The following is a 25,970-nucleotide window of genomic DNA, read 5'->3' as shown; positions in this document are numbered from 1 at the left end:
CGGCCGAGCGACAGGAATGGCAAGGGCCCCTTCCGTCCGGAAGGGGCCCCTGCGCCAGGCTCAGTACGCGGGGAGCGAGGGATCGATCTGCTTGATCCAGGACAGCACGCCGCCCTGGACGTGCACCGCGTCGCGGAAGCCGGCCGCCTTGAGCGCGGCGAGCGCCTCGGCGGACCGGACGCCGGACTTGCAGTGCAGCACGACCTGCTTGTCCTGCGGCAGCTTCACCAGCGCCTCGCCGGAGATGATCTCGCCCTTGGGGATCAGCGTCGAGCCGGGGATCCGGACGATCTCGTACTCGGCCGGCTCGCGGACGTCGACCAGGAAGATGTCCTTGCCGGCGTCCTGCCACTCCTTGAGCTCGGCGGCGGTGATGGTGGCGTCGACGATCGCCTCCTGGGCCTCCTCGGAGACCGCGCCGCAGAAGTCCTCGTAGTCCTCCAGCAGGTCGGTGACCGTCGGGTTCTCGCCGCAGAGCACGCAGTTCGGGTCCTTCCGGACCTTGATCTTGCGGTACTCCATCTCCAGGGCGTCGTAGACCATCAGCCGGCCGACCAGCGGCTCCCCGATCCCGGCGAGCAGCTTGATCGCCTCGTTGACCTGGATCGAGCCGACCGACGCGCAGAGCACGCCGAGCACGCCGCCCTCGGCGCAGGACGGGACCATGCCGGGCGGCGGGGGCTCCGGGTAGAGGCAGCGGTAGCAGGGCCCGTGCTCGGCCCAGAACACCGACGCCTGGCCGTCGAAGCGGTAGATCGACCCCCAGACGTACGGCTTTCCGAGCAGCACCGCCGCGTCGTTGACCAGGTACCGGGTGGCGAAGTTGTCGGTGCCGTCGACGATCAGGTCGTAAGCGGAGAAGATCTCGCGGACGTTGTCCCGGTCCAGCGCGGTGTTGTGGATCTCCACGCTGACCAGCGGGTTGATCTCGCGGATCGACGCGGCGGCGGACTCGGCCTTGGACCGGCCGATGTCGGAGACGCCGTGGATGATCTGCCGCTGGAGGTTCGACTCGTCGACGGTGTCGAAGTCGATGATGCCGAGCGTCCCGACGCCCGCGGCGGCCAGGTACATCAGGGCCGGCGAGCCTAGGCCGCCGGCGCCCACGCAGAGCACCCGGGCGTTCTTCAGTCGCTTCTGCCCCTCGACCCCGACGTCGGGAATGATCAGGTGGCGGGAGTAGCGACGGATCTCGTCAACGGTCAGCTCGGCGGCGGGCTCGACGAGCGGGGGCAACGGCACGGTGGACTCCCCGGGATCGGCGGTGGGAACCGCGCCATTGTTGCTCGCCGCGGCGGCTTCGGCCATGAGCAGGGCCACGTCGCCCGACATGCGGGAGCGGGAATATCTTCAGACGCCCGGAATCAGCTCACCGGCGTACCGGTCCCCGTCGAGGTAGGGCCAGGCGTTGGCGACGCAGCCGTCCAGGCCGTACGTCTGCTGCTGCATCACCGGAGCGGCCTCGCCGGGCCCGGGGCAGGCCTCGTGCAGCTCGCCGAACTCGTGCCCGACCTCGTGGTTGACCACGTAGCTGCGGTAGACCGCCAGCGGCGCGCCGTAGTCCGGGACCGCCTCCATCCAACGGGCCAAATTGATGATCACCTGGCCGGGGAGCCGGCAGGAGGTGTACCGCTCGGTGCTCAACCCGCCGAGCGCGCACATCCGCTCGGAGGTGACCGGGGTGGCCAGGTAGACGGTGAAGTCGGCGTCGGCCGCCTCGGCCACCCGCTGCACCCGCAGTTCTCCGGAGGCGATCCAGCTCCGCGGGTCGCCGAGCACCTCGTCGACGGTGGCCGCGAAGGCGTCCGCGTCCTGGCCGGTGCCCTGCTCGACGAGCACCCGGTAGCGGCGCACCGGGCCGTCCGCGCCCCGAACCGGGGTCTGGCCCGCCGCCGCGGCGAACCGGCCGGGGCCACTGCTCGGCCAGCCGAGCGGCGCGGCCGGGTCGGCCGGAGCGCCCTGGTCGCCCACGCCGCCGCCGGGCAGGGCCCACCTTTCGCCGGTGCCGGCGGGGCCGGCCGGCGGTCTGCCGCCGAGGACCAGGGTCGCCGCCGCGACGAGCGCCACCAGTCCGGCGAGGCCGCCGAGCAGCGTACGCGGGCGGAGCCGCCGCGCCGGGCGCCCGTCAGGACACGGACGGGAGGGGCGGAGCGGCCCGGAAGGGGACGCCGAAGTCATGCCACCAGCCTGCCAGACCAGCCGGGCATTTCCGGGCATTTACCACAGCCGCCATGAAAGGCCCTCGCATTGCCAGCCTCACGTGCCGCCCGGGGAGCCGGCCCGCGCCCGGTCGACGGCCGCCCGGGTCAGAGCGGCGGGCCGGGTCAGAGCGGCGGGCCGGGTCAGAGCGGCGGGCCGGGTCAGAGCGGCGGGCCGGAATGCCGGCGACCGGCCAGGTACGGCCACGGGTTGGCCACGCACCCCCGCAGGAACAGGGTCTGCTGCATCATCACCGGCGCGGGCCGGCCCGGCTTCGGGCAGCGCTCGTGGTGGTGTCCGAGCTCGTGCCCGACCTCGTGGTTCACCACGTACGTCCGGTAGACCGACAGCGGCACGCCGGCCGACACGAAGTGCGGCACCGAACTCCGCCACCGGTCCAGGTTGATGATCACCTTTCCGGACGCCCGGCAGGAGGTGTACGGCCGGCCGCCCACCCGGATGTCGACGCCACCCGCCGCGCACATCCGTCCCGCGGTGCGCGCCGTGGCCAGGTGGACCGTGAAGTCGTGCCGGGCCCCGCCCGGCACCCGCTGCAACCGCAGCCGGCCGCCGTCCACCCAGCTCCCCGGCCCGGCCAGCGCCTCCTGCACCGCCGCGCCGAACGCCCGCGCGTCCTCGCCCGTCTCCGGCTCCACCGCCACCCGGTAGCGGCGCAGCCGACCGGACGTGCCGAGCACCTCGCCGGCCCGGTCGTCGTACCGGAAACCGCCCCGGCCGGCCGACGGCACCGGGCCGGGCAGCCGCAGCACCGGCGACGCGGAACCGTCGAAGGGCGGCGCGGCCGGGTGGGGGGACACCGGCCCGGAAGACGCGACGGCCGGGCCGAACAGGCCGGCCGGGCCGGAGGGGCCGACCGGGCGGGAGGAGTCGGCCGGGGCGGCCGTCAGGGGCGGCGGCGCGGGCTGGCCCAGGGCCGCCTCCGCCACCCCCGCCGCGGACCGCCCCACCTGGCCGGCCGACGGCCGCCCGGCCAGTCCAGCCAGCCCGGCCAACACGCACACGGCGAGCATGACCAGGGAAAGAACCGTCCGCCACCGGCGACCGGCGGGGCGTGCGAGGAGAGCCGCCGGGAGGCTCGTGCGAGGAGCCCGGCGGGAGAGGAATCGGGGCATCCCGGTCAGCCTGCCATGTCGCGGCGGGCCGCGGTGTCCTCCGTTTCGGTGAGGAGGCCGAGCACCGCCCGGGCCACCGTGCGGGGCACCTCCATCTGGGCCACGTGCCCCACCCCGTCGAGCATCAGCAGCCGGCTGTCCGGGATCACCCGGGCGGCCTGTGGCGCAACCCGCACGTCGACCAGCCGGTCGTGGGAGCCGCCGATCACCAGCGTCGGCGCGGGCACCGCCGCAGCCATCCGCCACAGCGACTCCGACCCCCGCAGGTACGAGCGCAGGAAGCTGGACACCAGCCCTCGGAAGGTGCGCACGTACGCGGCGGCGTGGTGCTCGACGTGGTGGCGCGCCCGGATCTCCTCCAGCGCCTCCCGCCGACGCTGCTCGCTGATCCGGCTCAGGTCGGCCACGGAGGACTCCATCATCTGCTGCTCCATCGCCTCGGGGGCCACCCGGGCCAACTGCCAGCCGACGAGGCGTTCCCCCCGGGGGACGGCCAGCACCGGCAGCATCCGGCCCTGCAACGACCGACGGAAGTCGAGGAAGGGCAACGCCGGGGAGACCAGCGTCAGGGTGCGCACCAGATCGGGGCGCAGCGCCGCGACCCGCACCGAGATCGCCCCGCCCAGCGAGTTGCCGAGCAGATGCACCGGCCCTCGGCCGGCGTGCTCGATCAGGCGGACCAACCGGTCGGCGAAGGCGGGGATCGTGTACTGACGCCCCGGCTCGCTGCGCCCGAACCCGGGCAGGTCGATCGCCTGGCCGTCGAGGCGGTCGGCGAGGAGCCCGGCCAGGTCGGTCCAGTTCTGCGACGAACCGCCGAGGCCGTGCACGTAGAGCGCCGGCTCCGCGCCGGGGGCGGTGGGCGGGGTGTCCCGGACGTAGGTGACCGAGCCGTCGAGGCGCACCTCCCGGCCGGGCCACGGCGGCGGGGCCTCATGCCCGGGTAGGAGGTGGTCCGGCCCGAGGGCGGCGCGTTTCATGGCTCAATTCTGCCCGGCCCGGCACCCGACGGCAGCGGACCGGGGTGTGCGCCGCACCCCAACCTTCGTCCCGCCGCAGCCTTCGTTCCGCCACGGACTTCGTCCCGCCGCAGACTTCATCCCGCCGCCGCAGCCGCCTGCCGGCCGGCAGCCGGGTGACCGGTCAGGCCAGCAGCGCCTCGAGCCGCCGGTTGACCGCCGCCAGGGTCGCCCGGACCACGGCCTGCCGTGGATCGCCGGCGACCAGCGCCGACCCGGCGAGCTGCTCGACCCAGCCGTCGCAGACCAGCAGCACCACGACCGTGGCCACCTCGCAGTTGCCGAACGGCACCACCGCCGCGTGCTCGACGAAGCACCGCCCCTGGTCGGCGTCCTGCTCCCCGCCGCGCAGCAGCTTGTCGACCGCCGCCGCGGCGGCGACCGCGCAGAGCCGCAGCACGTAGCCGTCCACGGCGGGCCCGGTGGCGTGCCCCGCCGCGCTCTCCGTACCGGCGAAGAGCCGGACCTCGACGGTGGCGTCGAGGCCGAACGTGCTGACCTGGACGTGGTCGATCACCACCCGGGGGCCCGGCACGCCGCCGGTGTCCAGCGGTCGCGACGGCGCGGTCTCCGTCGTGGTCATCTGACCGCCCGAGTACGAGGCGCCGAGCGTCGCCGGGCTGCCGGTCGCGGCACCGGCCGTCGCCACCTGGCCCGGCTCCTCCACGACGGCCCGGCCACGATGCCCGGTCGGCTGGCGGCGACGGCGCGGCGGCTCACCCGCCGGCTCGGGTCGACGGTCGACCCGGTACGGCGGGGCCTCGGCCGGCGCGCGGCCCTCGGGCACTCGCGACCCGACACCCCGGGCGTCGGGGACCCGGGCGTCGGGCAGCGGGTCCGCCGAGCGGCGCCGCACCGGCGGGGGCGGCGGGGTGTTGGGGATCCCCGGGACGTTCTGCGGCGCGGCGGCCAGCCCCATCCGCTCCTGGAGCAGGCGGGCGACGTGCCGGCTCACCTCGGCCGGGTCAGCGCCGTCGGCGAGGTCGAGGCGGAGGCTGTGCGCCCCGGCCGGGGTATGGCGCAGCGCAGCGTCCCGCACCCCGGCGACCCCCCGGACGGCGTCGAGGATCGCGTTGACGTCAAACCCCTCGGGCCGTTCCTGCGGCGGCGCGGGCTCGTCGTCCCTGCGCAGATGGGTGGCGATGCGGGCGAGTTCCGGGGTTTCGGCAGGTGGCTCCACGGCTGGCGGCTCCGGCACGACGGGCACGTCCGGCTCGGCGGGGACGCGCTGCGGCAACACCGCCGAGGTGCGGTCCGGCTGCCGGTCCTCGTCGACCGGAGTGGCCGGGGATCCCGGGTCGGGTGCGGATCGGCGGGCCGCGTACGGGGGTGCGCTCGTCGGGACGGGCGCGGCGGGGGTCCGGATGAGCCGTCCGATCCCGCTCGTGGCGGGCACGGCGGCGGGTCCGGCGCTGGTGGGGGCCGGCGGTTGGCCGGGGGCCTCGGCGGGCAGGGTGTCATCGGGGACAGGACGTAGCCGGAACGGCCGGGCCGCGCGCAACTCGGCGGATTCCACGGCAGCGGCGTCGTGCCCGGGCGCGGACGGCCCGGGTGGGGCTGGTGGGGCGGAGGCGGGACGCCCACCGGCCCAGGCGGGGCGCTCGACCTGGTCAGGTGCCGGCCGGACAGCCGACTCGTACCCGGGACCAGGCTCGGGCCGGGGGAACTCGTACGGCGGGCCGGCCTCGGGGCGCGGCGGCAGGTAGGGCCGGGCGGGTTCGGCCCAGGCCGGCTCGTACGGCCGGGCCGGCTCGGCCGTGTGGGGGCGGCCCGGCTCCGCAGCGTGGGGGCGGCCCGGCTCGGCCGCGTACGGGTGGCCCGGCTCCCCAGCGTGGGGGCGACCCGGCTCCGCAACGTAAGGGCGAGCCACCTCGGGCTGGTGGCCGCGGCTCTGGTCCGGGGCCCAGTCGACGGCCCGGTCCTCGCGGGACCGGCGACCGGCCGGTTCGCTCTCCTCCTCGCGGGACCGGCGGGCGGCCGGGTCCTCGTCCCCACGGGACCGACGACCGGCGGCATCCTCCTCCCCACGGGCACGGCGGGCGGCCGGGTCCTCCTCCTCGCGGGACCGACGGCCGGGGCCACCGCCCTGTTCGCGGGGCCACGGCGGCGCCCAGCTGCCGCCCCAGCTCGGCCGGTTCCAGTCGGGGCCGGCCCAACCCGGCTCGGGGGTCGCCGCGCGCTCGCCGGCTCGCTCCCACGCGGCTCGGCGGTCGTCGACACCCGGGCGGTCGCCCAGGGCCGGGTGGTCGTCGACACCCGGGCGGTCGCCCAGGGCCGGGCGGTCATCGACACCCGGGCGGTCGACGGCGGCCGGCAAGTAGCCGGCACGGTCGGCGGCGGGCGACAGGGCGGCGTGGCCGGCGGCGGGCGGGCCGCCCCCGCCGGGCGGATCGGCGACCTGCGCCGGCCCCTGCTCGGCCGTCGGACGACCGCCCTGTGCCGCCCCGGACAGGCGGATCACTTGGTCGGCGCCGGACGGGTCTGCCTGCGGGTGGCCGCGCGGGTCGACGTCGGGCGGGAAGCGGTCGGCCCAGTCGGACGGACGGTCGGCCCAGTCGGACGGCGCTCCGGCGGACGCGCTCGGCTCGGGGACGGAACGATCCGGGACGGGGGCGTGCAGCCCGGATGGCACCTCGAAGCCGGAGGCGGCCGTGCCGGGCGGCGGCACCTGCACGGCGGGCGGTACGGACGACGGGGCGCTCACGTCCGACCAGCGGCCGGTAGGGGCCGCCGGAGCGTCCTCGGAGGCGTGCCGGGATGCGGCGTCCGCCTCACCCCCGTGCTGCGGGCCGGCCGACCGTTCCAGCGCCGGGGCGGGGCGCTGCGCGGGGACGGCCAGCCGGTCGCCGCCGCTCCGGCCGGGCTCCCCGCCCAACGGCGGCGCGCTGACCGGCGCCTGGCGGCCCACCGGCGACTCCTCCCCGACGTGGGTCGCCCCGTTGACGTGCGAATGGCCGTTGACCCGGGCCTGCGGCCCCGGCTCGGGGGGCAGGCCGGGCAGCGGTGCCGGAAGGTCGCCGTGACGCGGTGACGAGGCGCCCCAGCCGGAGACGGGCTCGGACCGGCGCCAGGGGCTCGGCGACTCCTCGCCGCCGGTGGACCAGCCGGTCACCGGGGGCGCCCATCCGCTGGAGGAACGGGCCAGGTCATCCTGCTGACCCGTCCCGTCGCCGTGCTCTCCCGGGGTGGCGGCACCGGGTTGCCCTGTTTCAGTCACCGCGCGCTCCTTGGTCGCCCCTGCTGAGGCTACCGTGTGGTGACAGTGGCGATAAGTTACAGCGGCGGGCCAATTCCGCGAGGGGTTCACAAACCCCGACCGGTTCGGGCGATAAGTGCCGGCTCGTACGAACAGTTTCGGAGGTTCCCATGACGGCTGTGGGGAACGGTGCCCAGACCGCCGGCCGGCCCACGCGCCTGCCTCGCTCGGCGCGGCGCAAGCAGCTGCTCGCGGCGGCGCAGGAGGTGTTCGTCGCGCAGGGCTACCACGCCGCCGCGATGGACGACATCGCCGAGCGGGCGGGGGTCTCGAAGCCGGTGCTCTACCAGCACTTCCCAGGCAAGATGGAGCTCTACCTGGCGCTGCTGGACACGCACTGCGACGCGATCTTGGCCAAGGTGCACGACGCCATGCGCGGCACCAACGACAACAAGGAGCGGGTCAGCGCGTCGGTGCGCGCCTACTTCGACTTCATCGACCACGAGAGCGAGGCGTTCCGTCTGGTCTTCGAGTCCGACCTGCGCAACGACCCGGCCGTACGGCAACGGGTGGAACGGGTGGAGCAGGGCTGCATCGCGGCGATAACCGACACGATCATCTCCGACACCGGGGTCAGTCGGGCGCACGCCAAACTGCTCGCCTCGGGGCTGGTCGGCGCGGCGGAGACGGCGGCGCAGTTCTGGCTCGCCGATGGTCGGCAGGTGCCCAAGGCGGAGGCCGAGGCGCTCGTGGCCGCGCTGTCCTGGCGGGGCATCGCCAGCTTCCCGCTGCAGGGTGAGTCAGCCTGAACATCCGGCCGCGAGATCGGATAGCCTTCCCACGGCGGCTTTTTCGCCCCAGTTGAGGAGGCACCGTGGAGGTCAAGATCGGCGTGCAGTACGCGCCGCGCGAGCTGGTTCTGGAGAGCGCGCAGTCGCCGGCCGAGATCGAGCAGATCGTGACCGACGCCATGGCCAAGAGCGAGGGCACGCTCTCCCTGACCGACGAGAAGGGCCGGCGGGTCATCGTGCCGATCGGCAAGGTGGCCTACGTCGAGATCGCCGAGGCGTCGCCGCGGTCGGTCGGCTTCACCGTCCGCTGATCCGTCCGGCGTCCGTGGCGGGGTGCGGCACGCGTGCACCGTCCGCCACGGACGCCGTCGTGCGGTCCGGCCACGGACGCCGTCGTGCGGTCCGCTGGTGGTAGCGCCCCTGCCTCCCCCGCGCGACCAGCGCGGTGAGCGCGCCCCGGTCCGCCGCGGCGACACCGCCCGACCGGGGAGAGCCGCGATCCCGCCCGACCGGGGATAGCCCGCGATCCCCCGGAGGAGTCGTCGCTGACCGCGTCGCCCGTCAAATCGCTGACCGCGTCGCCCGCGTACGCCTTCTTGGTCACCGCCTCCAGCCAGCCCTTCGGCTCGCGACCGCCCCTTCCTGGGCTGCGGGTGCCCGAAATCGCCCCGGGTGACCGGGCGGGCGGAAGGCAATCTGTGGCCCAGGTCACACTTGGCACCCCCGAATGTCGGGCCACACCCCTGAACAGGGACGACGCAGCGGCGGCTCAGGTAGTATTGAGCAGTTGCCGAGGGCGCCGATCTGACCGAGGTTCGGTCTGATCCGTAGTACTGCCCACGGCGCGCGTGCGGCCCGGTCCGGCTCGGCGATTTCCGCCCCCGACCGTGTGGCCCGCGCAACTACCGACCGCGCCCTGAGGACATGAGGGGCGCACCACGAGAGGGCACCCCCAAATCCATATGAGCGAGCAGATTCTCGATCTCACAGGCGGCCACGAGCTGGCCCCGACCGCCCCGGTCCGCCCGGAGGCCCCCACGTTCGCCGAGCTCGGCGCTCGGCCGGAAACCGTCGAGGCGCTGGCCGCGGCCGGCATCATCCGCGCCTTCGCCATCCAGGAGTACGCGATCCCGATCGCGTTGCGCGGCGTCGACATGATCGGCCAGGCGCCGACGGGCACCGGCAAGACCCTCGGCTTCGGCGTGCCGCTGCTGGAGCGGGTCTTCGCCCCCGCTGAGGGTAGCGACGGCGTGCCGCAGGCGCTGGTCGTCGTCCCCACCCGCGAGCTGGGCATCCAGGTCGCCAAAGACCTCGCCGCCGCCGGCCGGACCCGGGGCGTCCGGGTGCTGCCGATCTACGGCGGGGTGGCGTACGAGCCGCAGATCGACGCCCTGCGCAAGGGCGTGGAGATCCTGGTCGGCACCCCCGGCCGCCTGATGGACCTGCAGAAGCAGAAGCACCTGCGGCTCGACCGGGTGCGTGCGCTGGTCCTCGACGAGGCCGACCGCATGCTCGACCTGGGTTTCCTCGACGACGTCGAGAAGATCCTCGCGATGCTGCCGGAGGACCGGCAGACGATGCTCTTCTCGGCCACCATGCCGGACCCGATCGTCACCCTGTCCCGGCGGTTCCTGCGCCGCCCGATGACGATCCACGCCGGGCACACCGCCGAGACCGGCCCGTCGCCGCAGACCGAGCAGCTGGTCTACCGCACCCACTCGATGAACAAGCTCGAGATCGTGGCTCGGATCCTCCAGGCGGAGGGGCGCGGCCTCACCATGATCTTCACCCGCACCAAGCGGGCCGCCGACCGGGTCGCCGAGGACCTCGACTTCCGCGGCTTCGCCGTGGCCGCCGTACACGGTGACCTGGGCCAGGGAGCTCGGGAGCGGGCGCTGCGCGCGTTCCGGGCCGGCAAGATCGACATCCTGGTCGCGACCGACGTGGCCGCCCGAGGGCTGGACGTCAGCGGCGTCACCCACGTCATCAACTACGACTGCCCCGAAGACCAGGACACCTACACCCACCGGATCGGTCGTACCGGACGGGCCGGCGCCACCGGCGTCGCGGTGACCTTCGTCGACTGGGACGACATGCCCCGCTGGCGGATCATCGACAAGACGCTCGGGCTGGACATGCCGGAGCCGCCGGAGACGTACCACACCTCGGCGCACCTCTACACCGACCTGGACATCTCCCCCGACATCACCGGCACGCTGCCGACGGCGGAGCGGACCCGGGCCGGGCTGTCGGCCGAGGTCGAGGAGGACCTCGGCGGACGGCCCCGGCGCGGTGAGAGCGCCGGTGGCAGCCGTGGCTCCCGACGGGGCGAGGGCCGCGGGCGCGACGAGGCACGCGGCCGCGACGAGGGCCGCGGGCGTGGCGAGCGCCGCCAGGGCCGTTCCGGTCCGGCCGCCGAGCCGGATGCCGCCGAGGCCCCGGTCGACCAGGCCGCCGAGGAGAGCACCCGGACCGCGCGTCGTCGGCGTCGCCGCCGGGCCGGCGAGGTGGTGGCCGGCGAGCCGACTGCGGTGATCTTCGTCGAGCCGGCCGGCACCGAGCCGGCCACGGCCGCCGCCGCCGACGGGGAGCCGGGCAAGCCGCGCCGCCGCCGGCGCCGTCGGGGTGGCTCCGGCACGGGTACGCCTGCCGAGGCGACCGCCGACTGACCCACGTTCCAGACGTCGACATCCCCCGCACCGGCCCGCCCGGAGCGGGGGATGTCCCGTTCCGGCCGGCCCACCCTTCGACGGGGCCGGCCGCTCGACGGGGCAGGTAGTGCGACGAGGAAGATGGAGAGATGCCCCAACCGCTGGACGCAGCCCTGACCGAGGTCCGGGCGCTGCTGCTCGACCCCTCGCTGACCCGGGCGGTCGCCGCCGGCCGCCGTCGCGGGCACCGCCCCTCGATGGTCCGCGCCGAACTGCGCCCGGTCGCCCTCAAGGCCGGCCCCCGGTTGCAGATCGCCACCTCCGACGGGGCCCGCCCCTACACCCGCAACGTCGCGCCCGGGACGGAGGCCGGCGCGGCGGTGGACGCCCTGCTGGCCGAGCCGTTCGGCAACTGGCACGTGGAGACCGCCGACGTGACGCTCCAACTCCGGGTGACCAAGTCCGGTGAGGCGCAGGTGCACCGGGTCGCCGCCACACGTCCCGCACCGGAGCCGGGCGGCCATGACCGGGCCAAGGAGTGGCTGCTCGATCCGGGCGACGAGATCTTCGCCGAGATCGGCGGCTCGGCGGCGAAGCGCCGACAGGTGGACGCGTTCCTGCGGGCGCTGGCCGCCACCCTGCCGGACGACCTCACCGGCCCGCTGCGGGTGGTCGACCTGGGGTGCGGCAACGCGTACCTGACCTTCGCCGCGTACCGCTACCTCTCCCAGCGGGGGCTGGACGTGCGGCTGGTCGGCGTCGACGTGCGGGAGGACCAGCGGCGGCGCAACACCGAGCTGGCCGAGCGGCTGGGCTGGGCCGACCGGGTGAGCTTCGTGGCCGGCACGATCGCCGACGCGGTCGTCGAGCCCGCGCCCGACCTGGTGCTGGCGCTGCACGCCTGCGACACCGCCACCGACGAGGCGCTGGCCCGCGCCGTGCGGTGGGACGCCCGGTGGGTGCTCGCCGCGCCGTGCTGCCACCACGACCTCGCCGCCCAGCTGCGCGCCCGGCCGGCCCCGTCCCCGTACGAGCTGCTGACCCGGCAGGCAATCCTGCGCGAGCGCTTCGCGGACGTGCTGACCGACTCGCTGCGGGCCGCACTGTTGCGGCTGCACGGGTACCGGACCGAGGTGGTGGAGTTCGTCGACTCCCGGCACACCCCCCGCAACCTGCTGATCCGGGCCCGCCGGGTCGGTGCCGCGGCCGACTCCGGACAGCGGGCGGAGTACCGCGCCCTGCTCGACCAGTGGCAGGTCACCCCGCGCCTGGAGACGCTGCTCGCCGCCCGGGAGGGTTGACCCGGCCGAGGGCGCCGACGGCCCGTCAGCGGCGACGTTCGCCGTTGCCGTCCCGGTCCGGCGTCCGTTCGTTGGTGGAGCTGCGGTCGAACACCGACACCCGGTGCCCGGTTCCCCGGCCGAGGCGCTCGCCGTCGGACGACACCGTCGGGAAGGGCACCACCTTGCCCGGGGTCTCGGCGTTGCCGGCGGCGGCGAACGCGTTCCAGGAGATGTCGACCAGCAGCCGCTTGAGCTCGGCGTGCCGCACGGCCGCGTTGCGTTGCAGCGCCATCCGGGCACCGAGCACCACACCGACGAGCGTCGTGGTGACCGCGCCGGCGGCGGCCAGGACGTGGGCTCCGTCGGCCTGGTCGCCGCCGAGCACGAGGACCAGGAGCCAGACCCAGAAGCCCGCGGCGAAGACGCCTGCCTTGGCCACGAAGAAGAGGCTGACCGCACCCGGACGGTAGGGCGGGGGACGGCTCGGATCGGCCATGCTGCTCCTCATCGACGCGGCCGGTGGGGGACGGGCGACCGCGGACGGTAGGTGGACGAGCATCGAGCTTAGTTGACGTTCGACAAGCACCGACAGTCGCGATGCCGACCGCCGGAAACCGGCCCCCGCACGGCCACCAAGAGAACATGAGCGATCTTCGCAGGTCATCCGGGGGCGGCGGCGCGGACGACGATCAAGGGGCGGGCGGCGGCTTGCTTCCCCCGTCGGGGGTACTACGCTCGAAAGGGCACCGTCCGGTGCTCCAGCCGGGAAGGAAGACCCCGCAGGGATGGCCGCGTCAGAGGTTTCGCCGCAGATGGCCTTCGCACGATTCGTGCGGCGGGCCATCGACGACGCTCGGGAAGAGCGCGGCTGGACCGTCAGCGATCTCGCGGGGCACACCGGGGTCGGCCGTTCCACCGTCTTCCGCTGGCTGGCCGGCGACTGGCACGACTATCCCGAGCTGGCGAAGGTACGCGGCTTCTGCGGGGCCCTCGACCTGCCTGTGGCGGCGGCCTTCCGGGCCCTCGGCCTGCCCGACGCGGGCCCTGCCCCGCGCCAGCGCGGGGACGAGGGGCCGGTCGAGGCCGACGTGCGGGTCATCCTCCAGCGGCTGGCCGACCCGGCGGTGCCGGCCGAGGAGAAGCACCACATCCGCGACCTGCTGCGTTACCTGGCCCGCCGTCCCGTCCGCCGCGCCGGTTGATCGGCACCACTAAGCCGGTCATCGGTCGAGCGGCGCCCCTGAGGGCGGTCATCGGTCGAGCGGCGCCCCTGAGGGCGGCGTCGGTCGCGCCGGTCGAGCGGCACGCGAAGGCGGTTCGTCGGTCGCGCCGGCTGCCCGGGGTGACGCCGACGGTCAGGGCGCCGTGAGGGTGAACTCGGCGGTCCGCACCTCGCCGGCCACCTGGAAGTCGAAGTACAGGCGGTAACGCCCCGGCCCCGGCACGGCCAGCTGGAAGGTGACCCCGTCCGCGGCCGGCCCCGACTCCGGGTGCACGTGCAGGTAGCCCAGGTCCCCCTCGCGCAGGGCCACCAGATGCCCGTACGCGCCCAGGTAGCGCTCCAGCGTCGGGGTGGCGTCACCGGCACGGACCACGAACCGGAGCGGCCGGGTCGCGCCGATCCGGGGCTCACCGGACCAGCTCACCGTGAACTCGTCCACGGTGGCGGTGCGGGTCGGCTCGGGCAACGGCCGGGGCGTGTGGTCGCCGGGGACGGCGAGGTCGACGCCGAGGACGCGGGCGCTCTGCCCGCCGTCGTCGGTGACGAGGGTGAAGTCCGCGTACACCCGCCACGCCCCGGCCTGCGGCAGGGTCAGCGGGACCGACCAGGTGCCGTCGGCACCCATCGTCGGGTGCAGGTGCTGGTAGCCGCTGAGGTCCCGGCGTACCACGATCAGGTGCATCGGCTTGTCGTGCACGACCGCGAAACGGGTCACCGGCCGGCCCTGGACGTCCCGGACCTGGAACCGGAACTCGCCCGGCCGCCCGGCGGCGAGGCCGGCGGACAGCGGGGTCAGGGTCCAGCCACCGGAGCCGACCGCGAGGCCGCCGACCTCGGTCGCTCCGCCGGTGTCGGTGTCGGTGCCGTGTTCGTGGGCCCCGGTGCCGGGCGAGTGGGGGTGATCCGTGGCGGCCGTCGAGGTCCGCCCGGTCGCGTCGGCGGGCGCCGGATTGAGCCGCCCGAGTCCGAAGCCGAGCAGCACCGCGAGGATCAGCCCGCCCACCACCAGCGCAAGCCGCAGCGTGCCCCGGTCCACCAGCGCCCCGGCCGCCTCCGGCACGCCGCCCCCGGGCGCCTCCGGCACGCCGCCCCCGGCCGCATTCGGCACGCCGCCCCCGGCCGCTGAGACCGGCGACGCGGGCACCTCGGCCGGGCCTGGTCGCTGATCGGTCATGGCCCCACGGTACCGCCGGGTCCCCCACCGGCCGGCCAACGACCGCGCGGCGTGGCACCGGTCGCAATCCGCCCCGCCAGGGAACTTTCCGTCCCGATCGCATCCGGGTCGCCGCCCTGGCTGCCTCCCGACGCGGGAACCCCGCCGCCTCCGCCCGAGGGCCGCCGGCCGGGACCCGAGCAGCGCCGGCCGGCGACGGCCAGGGACCAGGGACCGAGCGCGTCCGCCGGCCCGGCCAGGAACCGAGCAGCGCCGCCCAGCGGCAGCCAGGGGTCACGCTTCCGTCAGCCGCCCAGCGGCAGCCAAGGGTCACGCTTCCGTCAGCCGGCGACGGCCAGGGCGAGGGGCAGCACGTCGGGCGCGCCGGCCCGGCGCAGCAGCCGGGTCACCATGGTCAGGGTCCAGCCCGTGTCCACCAGGTCGTCGACGAGCAGCACCGGGCCGTCCAGCCCGGCGAGCACGCCGGCCAGTTCGTCCGGCACCGCGAAAGCGTCGTGCAGGACGCGTACCCGCTGGGCGCTGTTGCCGCGCGGCCCGTCCGGGCCGGCGGACCCGGCGGGGACCACCTGGCCGAGCAGCGGCAGCCGGCCCACCGCGGCGATCCGCTCGGCGAGCGAGCCGACCAGCGCGGGCCGCCGCCGGGAGCCGACCGCGACCACGCCGACCGGGCGGCGCGGCCACGGGTCGTCGCCGTGCGCCCACGCCTTCAACACCTCGACCACCGCGCCGGCCACGTCGTCGGGGACCGGCCCGTCCGCCGCGTCGGGCCCGACCAGCTCGCGCAGCCGACCGCCCCAGCCCAGGTCGGACAGCCGCCCCACGGCCCGCCCCGGCAGCGCCTGCTCCGCCGGGGGAATCCGGCCCTTCAGCGGTACGCCCACCGCGTCCAGCCCGGTCGGCCACAGCTTCTTCGGCGCGATCTCCACCCCGGGCCGCCCGAGGTACGCCTGCGCGGCGCCCTGCGCCGGCCCGGACACCTCGGGCGTGAACAGCGGCCCCGCGCACCGGTCGCACCGGCCGCAGTCGCCCGCCCCGACGTCGTCCAGGCACTCGCGCAGGTACCGCATCCGGCAGCCGGGTGTGGTCGCGTACTCGCGCATGGCCTGCTGCTCGGCGGTGCGGGCCTGGGCGACGCGGCGCAACCGGGCCTCGTCGTAGGCCCAGGGCTCCCCGGTGGCGAGCCAGCCGCCGCGCACCCGGCGCACCGCGCCGTCCACGTCGAGCACCTTGAGCATCAGCTCCAGGCGGGCCCGGCGCAGGTCGACGACCGGCTCCAGGGCCTGCGTGGACAACGGGCGGTCGGTGTGCAGGGCGGCCAGCACGGCCCGGACCTGTTCCTCCGGCGGGAACGCGAGCGAGGCGAAGTACCGCCAGATGGCGGCATCCTCGACGCCGGGCAGCAGCAGCACCTCGGCGTGCTCGACGGCGCGGCCGGCGCGGCCGACCTGCTGGTAGTAGGCGATCGGCGACGGCGGGGCGCCGAGGTGCACCACGAAGCCGAGGTCGGGCTTGTCGAAGCCCATGCCCAGCGCGCTCGTGGCGACGAGCGCCTTGATCTTGTTGTCGAGCAGGTCCTGCTCGGCGGCCCGCCGGTCGGCGTCCTCGGTCTGCCCCGTGTACGAGGCCACCGGGTATCCCCGCGAGCGGAGGAACTCCGCCGTCTCGCCAGCCGCCGCCACGGTCAGCGTGTAGATGATCCCCGACCCGGGGAGCCGGTCCAGGTGGTCGGCGAGCCAACCGATCCGGTGCGCCGGGCTGGGCAGGTCCAGCACGCCCAGCCGCAGCGACTCCCGGTCCAGGGTGCCGCGCAGCACCAGCACGTCGGGGCGCTCGGCGGTCTGCTCCCCGCCGGCCAGTTCGGTGCCGAGCTGTTCGGCGACGTCGGCGGTGACCCGGGCGTTGGCGGTGGCCGTGGTGGCGAGCACCGGCGTGCGCTCGGGCAGGTTGCTGAGGAACGTGCGCAGCCGCCGGTAGTCGGGACGGAAGTCGTGCCCCCAGTCGGAGACGCAGTGCGCCTCGTCGACCACCAGCAGGCCGGTCGTCGCGGCCAGCTTCGGCAGCACGGTGTCCCGGAAGTCCGGGTTGTTGAGCCGCTCCGGGCTGATCAGCAGGACGTCGACCGTGCCGTCGTGAATCTCGGCGGTGATCTGGTCCCACTCTTCCAGGTTGGCGGAGTTGATGGTGCGGGCCCGGATGCCGGCCCGGGCCGCCGCCTCGACCTGGTTACGCATGAGCGCCAGGAGCGGCGACACGATCACGGTCGGCCCGGCGTGGGCCTCGGCATCGGTGCTGGCGGGGGCCTCGGCATCGGCGGGGCGCTCCCGCAGCAGCGCGGTCGCCACGAAGTAGACCGCCGACTTGCCCCACCCGGTGCGCTGCACGCAGAGCACCCGACGCCGGTCGATCACCAGCGCCTCGATGGCCCGCCACTGGTCCTCCCGCAGCCGGGCGTGCTCCCCGGCCAGCCGGCGCAGCACTGCCTCGGCCCGCTCCCGCATCCCCGCCCGCTCCTGACTCATCCGACATGTCTACCAGCGCCCCCTCCCACCCCCGCATTGCCCGCCGCCGCTTAACCACCGGCCGCGCCGCCCGCCGCCGCGTTGATCAAGAGGTTTCGGTCACGATCCGGGCTGGACCTGACGCAAAGTCCTTGATCACCGGCGCGGGCACCGCCCGTCCCGCCCGGGTGTGTCACCGCCCGGCCCGCCAGGCGGGCGGCACTCGCCGTCGTGGTGCGCCCGCAGCGGGCAGCGTCGGCGGCCGTCGAGCAGCCGGTCGCAGAAGATCCGGTGGCGTACGTGCTGGGCGTCCTCCTCGGAGACCGTCGTCTCCGCCCGGTCCACGTCGGCCAGGAAGGCGAGCGCCCGGGTGATCACGCGGGCGAACCCGCGGGCGGCATCGAGGTCGGCGGCGAGCACCGGCAGGTGCACCACGAAGCGCTCCCGGCTCACCACCGGCCACCGTCCCGGCGCGGGCCGGACCCGGCCGGCGGCGCGAAGCGCGAGTGCCAACTGCGCAGCGTGCGTTTGATCCGGGCGTTCTCCTCGGTCGTGTGAGCCAACTCGCGGCGGGTGGCGGCCAGTTCGCCGGCCACCAGGTCGAGGAACGCGTGCACCTCCGCCGGGTCCAGGCCGCGCCGCACCGTGGCGAACCGCCGGTCCCGGACCTGCCCGGCGGTCAACGGTCGGATCGACTCCGGCCGGTACCAGCCGGCGTTCGGCGACCGGGCCTGCCAGCCCCGCCGGTTCACGTCTCTTCTCCTGGTTGCGGACCGGACCAGATTCAGCAGATTGCGCACGGTCACTCCTCTCGTCGAGCCGCACGGTGGAAGGCGGTCCGGTCCGCAGACAGGGGATGCGGACCGGACCGCCGGCCCCGCGACCGCAGCCCTCCTCGGCGGTACGACCCCGGAGCCAACCTGGGCGTCCGCCCCGGGGTTTGCCGAACCAACCGGAGCCGGACAGCCAGAAACCTACTACAGCAGCTACAGCAAGTCGACTCCGAAGAGTCGTGTCGCCAGCACTTATTGCAGTTGCTAGTGCAGGTCGGGCATGATCGGACTGCCGAACCGACCGGAGTCCTCACCATGCCCACAGCACAGCCGTCATTCCGCCGCATCGTCGACGAGATCGCCGACAAGATCCGAACCGGTGAACTCAAGCCGGGCGACAAGCTGCCCTCGACCAGCGAGCTGGCAAAGATCCACGACGTCAGCACCGGCACGGTCTACCGTGCGCTCTCGCTGTTGCACGACCGCAACCTCATCATTGGGCAGTCCGGTCGCGGGACCTATGTCGCCGACCGTCCCGGCCAGTCCGCCTTGTAGCCCGCGCACCCGCTTCAGGCTGACGCCGAACCGACTCGGAACCGGAAACGCCTGAAAGACACTGCTTCGACGTCCGCAGTGGAGGAGAAGTCGCCTCCGCACGGCTCCCCCGTCACGAGCGAGCGGGGTGCCGGCATCTCATCCCAGGTGCGGCCGCCGAGGAGTCGCCCGCCGGTCCCGCCGTCGCCGGTCCCGGCCGGGCCGCTCGATCCGGTCGCGCCCCGCTGCGGCGGCAGTCTGGCTGCCCATTCTGCCCCGCGCCTCGCGAGCCCCGCCCCACCGCCGCCCCACCGCCGGCCCGCCCCAACCCTGCCGACCCCCACCGGCGAACCGTCCAATTTCGGGAACTCCGTTCCATTCTTCAGGATCCCCGGAGATCTTGGAAGGAAACGGCCCCTGGAGGGGCCGTTTCCTTCCAAGATCTCCGGGCGGGCGGGGCGGCGGGGCGGCGGGGTGCGGTCGTGGCGGGGTGGCGGGGTGGCGGGGTGCGGTCGTGGCGAGCGGTATGCGGGCCCGGGGTCCATGTGTGGGGGGGACCCTAGCCAGCGCGACGTTCAGCGACCTGGGTCTGGCGCTGCCGCACCTCAGCCAGGCGGGCGGGCGGATCTCACTGTTCATGCGGTCGCGGTGCTCGGCGACCTTGACTTCGTCGAGGTTGGCGTGGGCACGTACGTCTGCCAGTTTTCGCCATCACCGCTGTCCCTTCAGGTTCCGTAGGTGGGTGTCGTATCAGTCCTTCCATCGCCCGCAGGCTGTGCGGAGAATCGCGGACCGCTTCGGATCTGAGCAGAACAGCGTTATGAAGCGGGATGTGCAGGGGCCGGTGCCTGTACCGCCAGCCGCTGCGGCGCTCGGCCGGCAGTTGGCCCGTTTCGGCACCGACGACGGGCCGTAAACGGAGGATTGGCTGGTGCGCCGGTTTCTCCGTCATCCCGTCCGGTTGGTGCCGTTCGGGTTCCTGGCGGTGATCCTGCTCGGCACCGGGTTGCTGATGCTGCCGGCCGCGACCAGCGAAGCCCGCTACACCCCGTTCACCACGGCGCTCTTCACCTCCGCCTCGGCGGTCTCCGTCACCGGCCTGACCGTGGTCGACACCCCGGACTACTGGAACGGGTTCGGGTTGGTGATGATCACCGTGCTGACCCAGGTCGGCGGGCTCGGCATCCTGACCGGCGCGACCCTGGTGATCCTGGTGGTCGCCCGGCAGCTCGGGCTGCGTAACCGGCTGCTGGTGCAGGCCGAGACCGCGGAGTTCGGCGTCGGCGACGTACGCCGGCTGCTGCTGCGCATCGCCGCCACCGTCGGCGCCTGCGAGGCGGTGATGACCGCCGTCCTCGCCGGCCGGTTCTGGCTCGGCTACGACTACCCGCCCGGCCGGGCGCTCTGGTACGGCCTCTTCCACGCCGTGCAGGGGTTCAACAACGGCGGGTTCGCGCTCTTCTCCGACAGCCTGATCGGTTTCGCCCGGGACCCATGGATCTGCCTGCCGATCGCGCTCGGCACGATCGTCGGCGGGCTGGGCTTCCCCGCGCTGTTCGAGGCGACCCGCCAGTGGCGCCGCCCGGGTCACTGGGCGATCGCCACCAAGCTCACCGTCTGGGGCAGCGCGGTGCTGCTGGCGGTCGGCTTCGTCGGCCTGCTGGCGGCCGAGTGGTCCGACCCGCGCACCATCGGCACGTACGACGTACCCGGCAAGGTGCTGGCCGTCTTCACCCAGGACGCGATGCTCCGCACCGGCGGGTTCGCCACCCTCGACACCGCGGGCCTGGACGAGGAGAGCGTTCCGCTGCTGATCGCTCTGATGTTCATCGGCGGCGGCAGCGCCAGCACCGCCGGCGGGATCAAGGTCTCCACGTTCTTCCTGCTCGGCTTCGCCATCTGGGCCGAGCTGCGCGGTGAGCCGGACGTCACGGTGGGCCACCGCCGGGTGTCCACGGCGAGCCTGCGGCAGGCGCTGACCGTGGCGCTGCTCAGCGTCGCGCTCGTGGTCGGCGGCACGGTCGTCCTGCTGCTGCTGACAGAGGGACTGCCCTACCACCGGGCGCTGCTGGAGGTGACGTCGGCGTTCAGCACCACCGGCCTGTCCACGGGCGTCGCATCGACCGTCGCCGACCCGGGGCAGCTCGTCCTGACCCTGCTGATGTACGTCGGTCGGGTCGGCCCGCTCACCCTCGGGTCCGCGATCGCGTTGAACACCCGACGGCGCCTGTACCGCTACCCGGAGGAGCAACCCATTGTCGGTTAGGAACACGGACGACAGAGGTATCGCGGTGATCGGGCTCGGGCGGTTCGGCTGCCACCTGGCCACGTCGCTGACCCAGCTCGACCACGACGTGCTCGCCATCGACCGCGGTGCCGGTCAGGTGCAGAGGTGGTCCCAGTACCTGGACCGGGTGGTGGAGGCGGACGCCACCGAGGAGGGGGCGCTGCGCCAGCTAGGGGTGACCAACTTCCGGCGGGTGGTGGTGGCGATCGGCGCCTCGGTGGAGGCCAGCGTGCTGACCGTCCTCGCGCTGACCGAGCTGGGCGTGCCGCAGATCTGGGCCCGGGCGACCTCGGACAAGCACGCCAAGATCCTCGCCTCGGTCGGCGCCCATCACGTGATCTTCCCGGAGGCGGAGACCGGTGAGCGGGTGGCGCACCTCATCGTCAGCAAGATGCTGGACTTCATCGAGTTCGGCGACGACTTCGCCATCGCCAAGGTCCGGGTGCCGGACACCCTGGTCGGGCGGCCACTGCGCGAGCTGGCCCCGGCGGACCGCTACGGGGTGATGGTGGTCGGCGCGAAGCTGCCCGGTGAGCGGTTCCGGTACGCGGACCCGGCCACCGTGCTCACCGCAGGCAGCGTGCTGGTCGTGGAGGGGAGCATCGCCCAGGTGCAGCGCTTCGCCTCACTGACCTGACGATCACTTGCCCTTGCCCTTACCGGCCCCCTTCCCCGTGGTCACTGCCCTTTTCCCTTGTCCGCCCCCTTGGCCTTGCCGGGTTTGGCGGGCTTCGCGGGCTTCGCGGGCTTCTCGGCCTTGGCCTTGGATCCGCCACCGGAGCCGCCCCCGGCCGAGGAGCCCGAAGACCCCGAGCCGGCCTTCGCGACCGTCGCCTTCTGCTTGGTGAGCTTCGCCGGGGTCTTGGTGGTCGGCACGGTGGTCGGCAGCGACCCGGCCACCCCGGAGACCTGCACCCGGCAGGCGGTGTCCCCGAGGCGGAACTCCACCGGCAGGGGGTTCGCGCCGGTGTACCGGCCGGTGAGGGCGATCTTGCGGGCCGCGCCGGGGGCCAGCGCGGCCTGCGTCGCGGCGGGCCGGACCTCGACGGTGCGGCCCTGCTGCCGGACGGCCGGGTCGGCCTTCGTCACCGTCTGCTGGCCGGGGAAGGTGAAGCTCATCGTCCAGTCGCGCAGCTCGCGGTCGCCGCTGTTGGTCAGGGTCAGCTCGGCCGAGAAGTCCTTGCCGGAGTCCTTGCGCAGCGCGTAGTCGACGGCGCATGGGGGCTGCCCGGTCAGCCCCATCCGGGCCTCGGTGGGCTGGTCCACGCCGCCGCTGGCCGGGCTGCGGGAGGTCACTCCCCAGATCGTCGCGGTCACCGCGACCAGGCCCGCCGCCGCCACCCCCGCCTCGACCCTGCGCCGCCGGGTGGCGGCCCGGCGGCTGCGGGTACGCCCGGAGAACGGCAGCGCGTCGGTGTCGGTCGACCAGGGCAGGATCGTGGTGCCGGCGTTGGCCAGCACGGCCGGGTCGAGCTGCGTCCCGTCGGCCGACCCGGGGGCCGGCGACACGGGCACCGCGGCCAGCATCCCGGCCGCCTCGGCGAGCGTGCGGGCCACCTCGGCGGTGGCCGGGCGGTCCGCGGGGCTCTTGGCCAGGCAGCGGCGCACCAGCTCGGCCACCTCGTCGGGCAGGCCGGGCACCTCGGGCATCGGCTCCGGTTCGGCGTACAGGTGCGCGCGGAGCATCTGGGTGGTGGTGCTCGCCTGCCAGGGCAGCCGGCCGGTGAGCATCCGGTACAGCAGCAGGCCGACGGCGTACACGTCGGTGGCCGGGGAGACCTGGCCGTTGTCCAGCCGCTCCGGCGCCAGGTACGCGGGGGTGCCGAGCAGGGTGCCGTCCGGCCCCTTCTCGCTCTCCCCGGCCAGCGCCGAGATGCCGAAGTCGACCACCTTCACCCCGGTCGGGGTGAGCATGACGTTGCCCGGGGTCACGTCCCGGTGCACCACGCCCCGGGCGTGCGCGGTGGCCAGCGCCGAGGAGACCTCCGCGCCGATCGTCACCGCCTCCCGCCAGGGCAGCGTCCCGCCCCGGCCGAGCCGGGCGCTCAGCGGGCCGCCGTCGATCAGCTCCATGACGACGTACGGCACGGTCAGCCCGACCTGCTCGGACTCGCCGTAGTCGTAGACTCCCGTGATGTTGGGGTGGCAGAGCCGCGCGGCGGCCTGCGCCTCGATCCGGATCCGGTGCCGGAACGCCCGGTCGCTGGCCAGCCGGGAGGCGAGCACCTTCACCGCCACCTGCCGGCCCAGCACCTCGTCGTACCCCCGCCACACGACGGACATGCCGCCCGCGCCGAGCTGCTCGATCAGCCGGTATCGCTCACCGAGCAGCTGTGCGCCGTTACGGACCGCTCCACCCATGGTCGGAGTTTTTGCCCGACCTGGCCATTCCTAACCCCCGGCGGCCAGAATCGGTCGACTAATCACCCGATCAGGCGGTCGCGAGCAGTTGGTCCACCGGGGCGTAGTCGTCTGTGAGTACCAGCGCGTCGCCGACGAACGCGTCCAGCACCTCGCCGGAGAGCACGCCCGCCGGCTCGGGCAGCCCGGACACCCGCTGTTGCAGCGGGGCCAGCGGCAGCGGCGCGTCGGAGGCGACGATGAGGAAGTTGGACCCCACCAGCCCGGCGACCGCGTCGGGCGGGGCGACCAGGGCGACGTGCCGGAACGCGGCGGCGACGGTGGCCAGCTCGCTGCGGACGAACCGGCCGGGCGGGTAGTCGATGACGTTCTGCACGTAGATCCCGCCCGGGCGCAGCACCCGGTTGACCTCGTCGGCCATCTCCCGGGTGGCCAGGTGCCAGGGCACCACGAGGTGCCCGAAGGCGTCGCCGACCACTAGGTCACGGCTGTCGGCGGCCTCCCGGCCGACCAGCACCCGGGCGTCGCCGATCTCGGTGCGCAGGTCCGGGCCGGGGCGTACGCCGAGCTTCTCGCGGTCCAGCTCGACCAGGCCGCCGTCGATCTCGAAGACCAGGTTGCCGGTGCCGGGCCGGGTGGCACTCAGGTAGCGCGGCACGGTGAACCCGCCGCCGCCCAGGTGCAGGGCGTCGAGCCGCTGCCCGGCCGGCGCGGCCACGTCGGCCGCCGCGCCGATCCACTGCGTGTACGCGTACTTCAGATGGGTCGGGTCGTTCAGGTCGACGTACGAGTGCTGGGCGGAGTTGAGCAGCAGCGTCCGCCCGGACGGGCGATCCGGATCGGTCTGTACCGACGCGCAGTGATACGCCGTCTCCACGTCGCACGGGTTCGGGGCGACCGTGGTCAGCCCCGCCCCGACCAGCCCCAGCACCGCCGCCGCGACCTTCGCCCGGCCTGGACCGGGCAGCCCGGCACGCCCCAGCCGGTGCAGGTGCGCCCCCAGGCCCAGCCCGGTCACGCCGAGCAGCACCGCCAGGGCGAGCACGATCGCGGTGCTCGGCAGCGCGGCCACCAGCACGAACCCGGTCGACAGGGTGGCCGTGATGCCGCCGAGGGTGCCGATGCCGGAGAGCCGGCCGACCACCTGACCGGTGCGCCGCAGGTCGGCGAGCTGGAGCTTGACCACCAGCGGGGTGACCGCCGAGAGCAGCGCCGCCGGCACGAACACGGCGAGCGCGGTGAGCAGCAGGACGGCGCTGGCCGCCCCGCCGCGCAGCAGCTCGCCGGCGTACCGGACGACCGGGAGGGTGATCGCGGTGGCGATGCCGGCGAGCACCAGCGCCGGGGCGATCAGGGTGCGCGGGTCCCGCCGGTCGGCCAGCCAGCCGCCGGTCCACGCCCCGTACGCGATCGCGGCCAGCGCGATGCCGATGACGGAGCTGGTGACCTGGAGGGTGACCCCCACGTACGGGCCGACCAGGCGCAGCGAGACGGTCTCCAGCACCAGCACCGCGCCGCTGGAGAGGAAGACCAGGAACGCGGCGAGACCGTTGGGCAGGGCGCGGCCGGCGGGCGGCGCGGGCCGCGCCGAGTCCACCGCGACGTCGGAGGATGAGCTGCTCACCGTCGCGATGGTACGCAGCGGACCTGGCATTTCGGGTCAGTACATCGAGAGATGAACATGGTTCGTGTGGTCGGCGGCGGGGCTGCCGCTGCCGCTGTACGCCCGCCACCCGGTGTTCGGCATCCAGATCTGCCGGTACCAGATCACGTAGAGCACCCCGAGCCGGCTGGCGTTGTTCTTGTAGTAGTTGGCCAGGCTGTCGCCGTACGCCTTGTCCCCGCCGCTGGCCGTCTCGTCCTTGAAGCCGCTGGTGGCGGCGGAGAAGTCACAGGCCCGCCCCTTGGGGTGCTCGCCGCCGCCGCCGCCGCGGAAGCAGGAGACGTACCGCTTGTAGCCGGCGGCCTTGGCCTGTTGCATGGCGTGCAGGGTGCGCGGGGTGATGCAGCCGGAGGTCGTCGGGTCGTTGACCGAGCAGGACTCCGAGGGCCAGGACCCGTCGGAGTTGCGCGGGGCCGGCCTGGCCGAGGAGGAGCCGCCGCTGAACCCGGCGCCGCTGCCGGAGCTGACCGTCGCGAGTGCCTTCTCGGCCTCCCGCTTCTTCTTCTCGATCGCGGCGAGTTGCTTCTTCTGCTCACGGACCTCGGTGTCGATGCCGATCTTGGCGCGGGTCGCCTCGTCCCGGGCCTGGGCCAGGTCGCGCAGCCGGCGGCTGTCGCGCTGGGCCATCACGTCCAGCTCGGCGGCGCGACGCAGGAACGACTCCGGCGACGCGCTCTGCAGCAGCAGCGCCGGGGCGCTCACCCGCCCCAGCCGGTACGAATGCACGGCCACCTCGCCGACCTGTGCGGTCAGCTCCACCAGCCGGGTCTCGACCGCCTTGAGCTGGCCGGCCAGCAACAGCTGCCGACGCTTGGAGTTGTCCAGCTTCGCCTTGGCCTCGATGTGCCCCTTGGCGGCGGCCTCCAGCGCGTCGCGTAGCTGCTTCGTCCCGCCCTCGTTCGGCTCGGCCGAGGCGGGCACCGCGCCGACGCCGAGCAGCAGCGCGACGGCGACCAGCAGCACGGTCAGCGGCCCGGTGCCGCGACGGCCGGGCGGCACGCTCAGCGGCCCGGTGCCGCGACGCCGGATGAGGCTGGTACTGGGCACGGGCAGCGTCCCTTCCCTCGACCGCCGGGCCCGGTCGTCCTCGGCGCGGCGGCGTCCTCCACCGGCGCCGGGTGGCGGCCTGCGGGGCGGAGACCGCCGGTCAGGATACCGGACCGGCGGCCCGCAGCCCGGCCCGTGA

At 74.5% G+C, this 25,970-nt stretch carries 21 protein-coding genes; 8 read left to right on the top strand and 13 right to left on the bottom strand.

All coding sequences use genetic code 11. From position 1 onward, the window contains the following. Positions 1 to 60: 60 nt before the first annotated feature. From moeZ to OG559_RS15120, 5 genes are all read right to left on the bottom strand, one after another. Complete coding sequence (gene moeZ, locus OG559_RS15140) at positions 61 to 1,242, bottom strand: adenylyltransferase/sulfurtransferase MoeZ (protein WP_405116677.1); 1,182 nt, start codon at positions 1,240 to 1,242, stop codon at positions 61 to 63. Positions 1,243 to 1,350: 108 nt separating this feature from the next. Beyond that, positions 1,351 to 2,178, bottom strand: a complete 828-nt coding sequence (locus OG559_RS15135) for a DUF3152 domain-containing protein (RefSeq protein WP_405116144.1) — start codon at positions 2,176 to 2,178, stop codon at positions 1,351 to 1,353. Positions 2,179 to 2,360: 182 nt separating this feature from the next. Then, positions 2,361 to 3,230: a DUF3152 domain-containing protein gene (locus tag OG559_RS15130; RefSeq protein ID WP_405116142.1), complete on the bottom strand. Its 870-nt coding sequence runs from the start codon at positions 3,228 to 3,230 to the stop codon at positions 2,361 to 2,363. 107 nt (positions 3,231 to 3,337) lie between these two features. Then, entirely contained in the window at positions 3,338 to 4,312 is a 975-nt protein-coding gene (locus tag OG559_RS15125) for an alpha/beta fold hydrolase (RefSeq protein WP_405116140.1), read from the bottom strand. Between the two features lie 163 nt (positions 4,313 to 4,475). Continuing rightward, positions 4,476 to 7,568 carry a hypothetical protein gene (locus OG559_RS15120; protein WP_405116138.1) on the bottom strand — a complete coding sequence of 1,031 codons (3,093 nt, stop codon included), beginning with the start codon at positions 7,566 to 7,568 and terminating at the stop codon, positions 4,476 to 4,478. A 149-nt stretch (positions 7,569 to 7,717) separates the two neighbouring features. On the opposite strand from OG559_RS15120, the gene OG559_RS15115 reads away from it, so the two are divergent. The 4 genes from OG559_RS15115 (at position 7,718) to OG559_RS15100 (ending at position 12,290) form a co-directional block, all read left to right on the top strand. Continuing rightward, positions 7,718 to 8,356 (top strand): TetR/AcrR family transcriptional regulator, encoded by a 639-nt coding sequence (locus OG559_RS15115; RefSeq protein ID WP_396670382.1) that lies wholly within the window; start codon positions 7,718 to 7,720, stop codon positions 8,354 to 8,356. 65 nt (positions 8,357 to 8,421) lie between these two features. Beyond that, positions 8,422 to 8,649: a DUF3107 domain-containing protein gene (locus OG559_RS15110; protein WP_387014848.1), complete on the top strand. Its 228-nt coding sequence runs from the start codon at positions 8,422 to 8,424 to the stop codon at positions 8,647 to 8,649. A gap of 651 nt (positions 8,650 to 9,300) precedes the next feature. After that, entirely contained in the window at positions 9,301 to 11,007 is a 1,707-nt protein-coding gene (locus OG559_RS15105; protein ID WP_405116136.1) for a DEAD/DEAH box helicase, read from the top strand. 131 nt (positions 11,008 to 11,138) lie between these two features. Beyond that, the gene (locus OG559_RS15100; RefSeq protein WP_405116134.1) at positions 11,139 to 12,290 is read left to right on the top strand and encodes a class I SAM-dependent methyltransferase; all 1,152 of its coding nucleotides are present in this window, start codon (positions 11,139 to 11,141) and stop codon (positions 12,288 to 12,290) included. 25 nt (positions 12,291 to 12,315) lie between these two features. Here the strand turns inward: OG559_RS15100 and OG559_RS15095 are convergent, their stop codons facing one another. Then, on the bottom strand, positions 12,316 to 12,768 hold the full coding sequence (locus OG559_RS15095; protein ID WP_405116132.1) for a hypothetical protein: 453 nt from the start codon (positions 12,766 to 12,768) through the stop codon (positions 12,316 to 12,318). Positions 12,769 to 13,057: 289 nt separating this feature from the next. Here OG559_RS15095 and OG559_RS15090 point away from each other — a divergent pair, with 289 nt between their 5' ends. Then, a complete protein-coding gene (locus OG559_RS15090) occupies positions 13,058 to 13,474 on the top strand; it encodes a helix-turn-helix domain-containing protein (RefSeq protein WP_405116130.1) in 417 nt (138 codons plus the stop codon). Between the two features lie 153 nt (positions 13,475 to 13,627). Here the strand turns inward: OG559_RS15090 and OG559_RS15085 are convergent, their stop codons facing one another. The 4 genes from OG559_RS15085 to OG559_RS15070 form a co-directional block, all read right to left on the bottom strand. Beyond that, positions 13,628 to 14,668 (bottom strand): hypothetical protein, encoded by a 1,041-nt coding sequence (locus tag OG559_RS15085; RefSeq protein ID WP_405116128.1) that lies wholly within the window; start codon positions 14,666 to 14,668, stop codon positions 13,628 to 13,630. Positions 14,669 to 14,988: 320 nt separating this feature from the next. Further along, a complete protein-coding gene (locus tag OG559_RS15080) occupies positions 14,989 to 17,187 on the bottom strand; it encodes a DEAD/DEAH box helicase (RefSeq protein ID WP_405116126.1) in 2,199 nt (732 codons plus the stop codon). A gap of 135 nt (positions 17,188 to 17,322) precedes the next feature. Next, the gene (locus OG559_RS15075; RefSeq protein WP_405116124.1) at positions 17,323 to 17,619 is read right to left on the bottom strand and encodes a hypothetical protein; all 297 of its coding nucleotides are present in this window, start codon (positions 17,617 to 17,619) and stop codon (positions 17,323 to 17,325) included. Beyond that, a complete protein-coding gene (locus OG559_RS15070; RefSeq protein WP_405116122.1) occupies positions 17,616 to 17,966 on the bottom strand; it encodes a DivIVA domain-containing protein in 351 nt (116 codons plus the stop codon). Before OG559_RS15070 ends, OG559_RS15075 begins: the two co-directional genes overlap by 4 nt. A 288-nt stretch (positions 17,967 to 18,254) precedes the next feature. Here OG559_RS15070 and OG559_RS15065 point away from each other — a divergent pair, with 288 nt between their 5' ends. The 3 genes from OG559_RS15065 (at position 18,255) to OG559_RS15055 (ending at position 21,397) form a co-directional block, all read left to right on the top strand. Further along, entirely contained in the window at positions 18,255 to 18,494 is a 240-nt protein-coding gene (locus tag OG559_RS15065) for a GntR family transcriptional regulator (protein ID WP_405116120.1), read from the top strand. Between the two features lie 910 nt (positions 18,495 to 19,404). After that, positions 19,405 to 20,739, top strand: a complete 1,335-nt coding sequence (locus OG559_RS15060; RefSeq protein ID WP_405116118.1) for a TrkH family potassium uptake protein — start codon at positions 19,405 to 19,407, stop codon at positions 20,737 to 20,739. Between the two features lie 28 nt (positions 20,740 to 20,767). Then, positions 20,768 to 21,397 carry a potassium channel family protein gene (locus tag OG559_RS15055; RefSeq protein WP_405116676.1) on the top strand — a complete coding sequence of 210 codons (630 nt, stop codon included), beginning with the start codon at positions 20,768 to 20,770 and terminating at the stop codon, positions 21,395 to 21,397. A gap of 41 nt (positions 21,398 to 21,438) precedes the next feature. Here the strand turns inward: OG559_RS15055 and OG559_RS15050 are convergent, their stop codons facing one another. The 3 genes from OG559_RS15050 to OG559_RS15040 form a co-directional block, all read right to left on the bottom strand. Beyond that, complete coding sequence (locus tag OG559_RS15050; RefSeq protein ID WP_405116116.1) at positions 21,439 to 23,121, bottom strand: protein kinase domain-containing protein; 1,683 nt, start codon at positions 23,119 to 23,121, stop codon at positions 21,439 to 21,441. A gap of 70 nt (positions 23,122 to 23,191) precedes the next feature. After that, on the bottom strand, positions 23,192 to 24,745 hold the full coding sequence (locus tag OG559_RS15045) for a fused MFS/spermidine synthase (RefSeq protein ID WP_405116114.1): 1,554 nt from the start codon (positions 24,743 to 24,745) through the stop codon (positions 23,192 to 23,194). Between the two features lie 36 nt (positions 24,746 to 24,781). Beyond that, complete coding sequence (locus OG559_RS15040) at positions 24,782 to 25,744, bottom strand: coiled-coil domain-containing protein (RefSeq protein ID WP_405116673.1); 963 nt, start codon at positions 25,742 to 25,744, stop codon at positions 24,782 to 24,784. Between the last annotated feature and the right edge of the window lie 226 nt (positions 25,745 to 25,970).

Origin of the sequence: Micromonospora sp. NBC_01405 (assembly GCF_045040155.1) — a bacterium.
GTDB lineage: Bacteria > Actinomycetota > Actinomycetes > Mycobacteriales > Micromonosporaceae > Micromonospora.
Note: the sequence above shows the minus strand (reverse complement) of the source record. Positions and strands in the feature narration are given on the sequence as shown.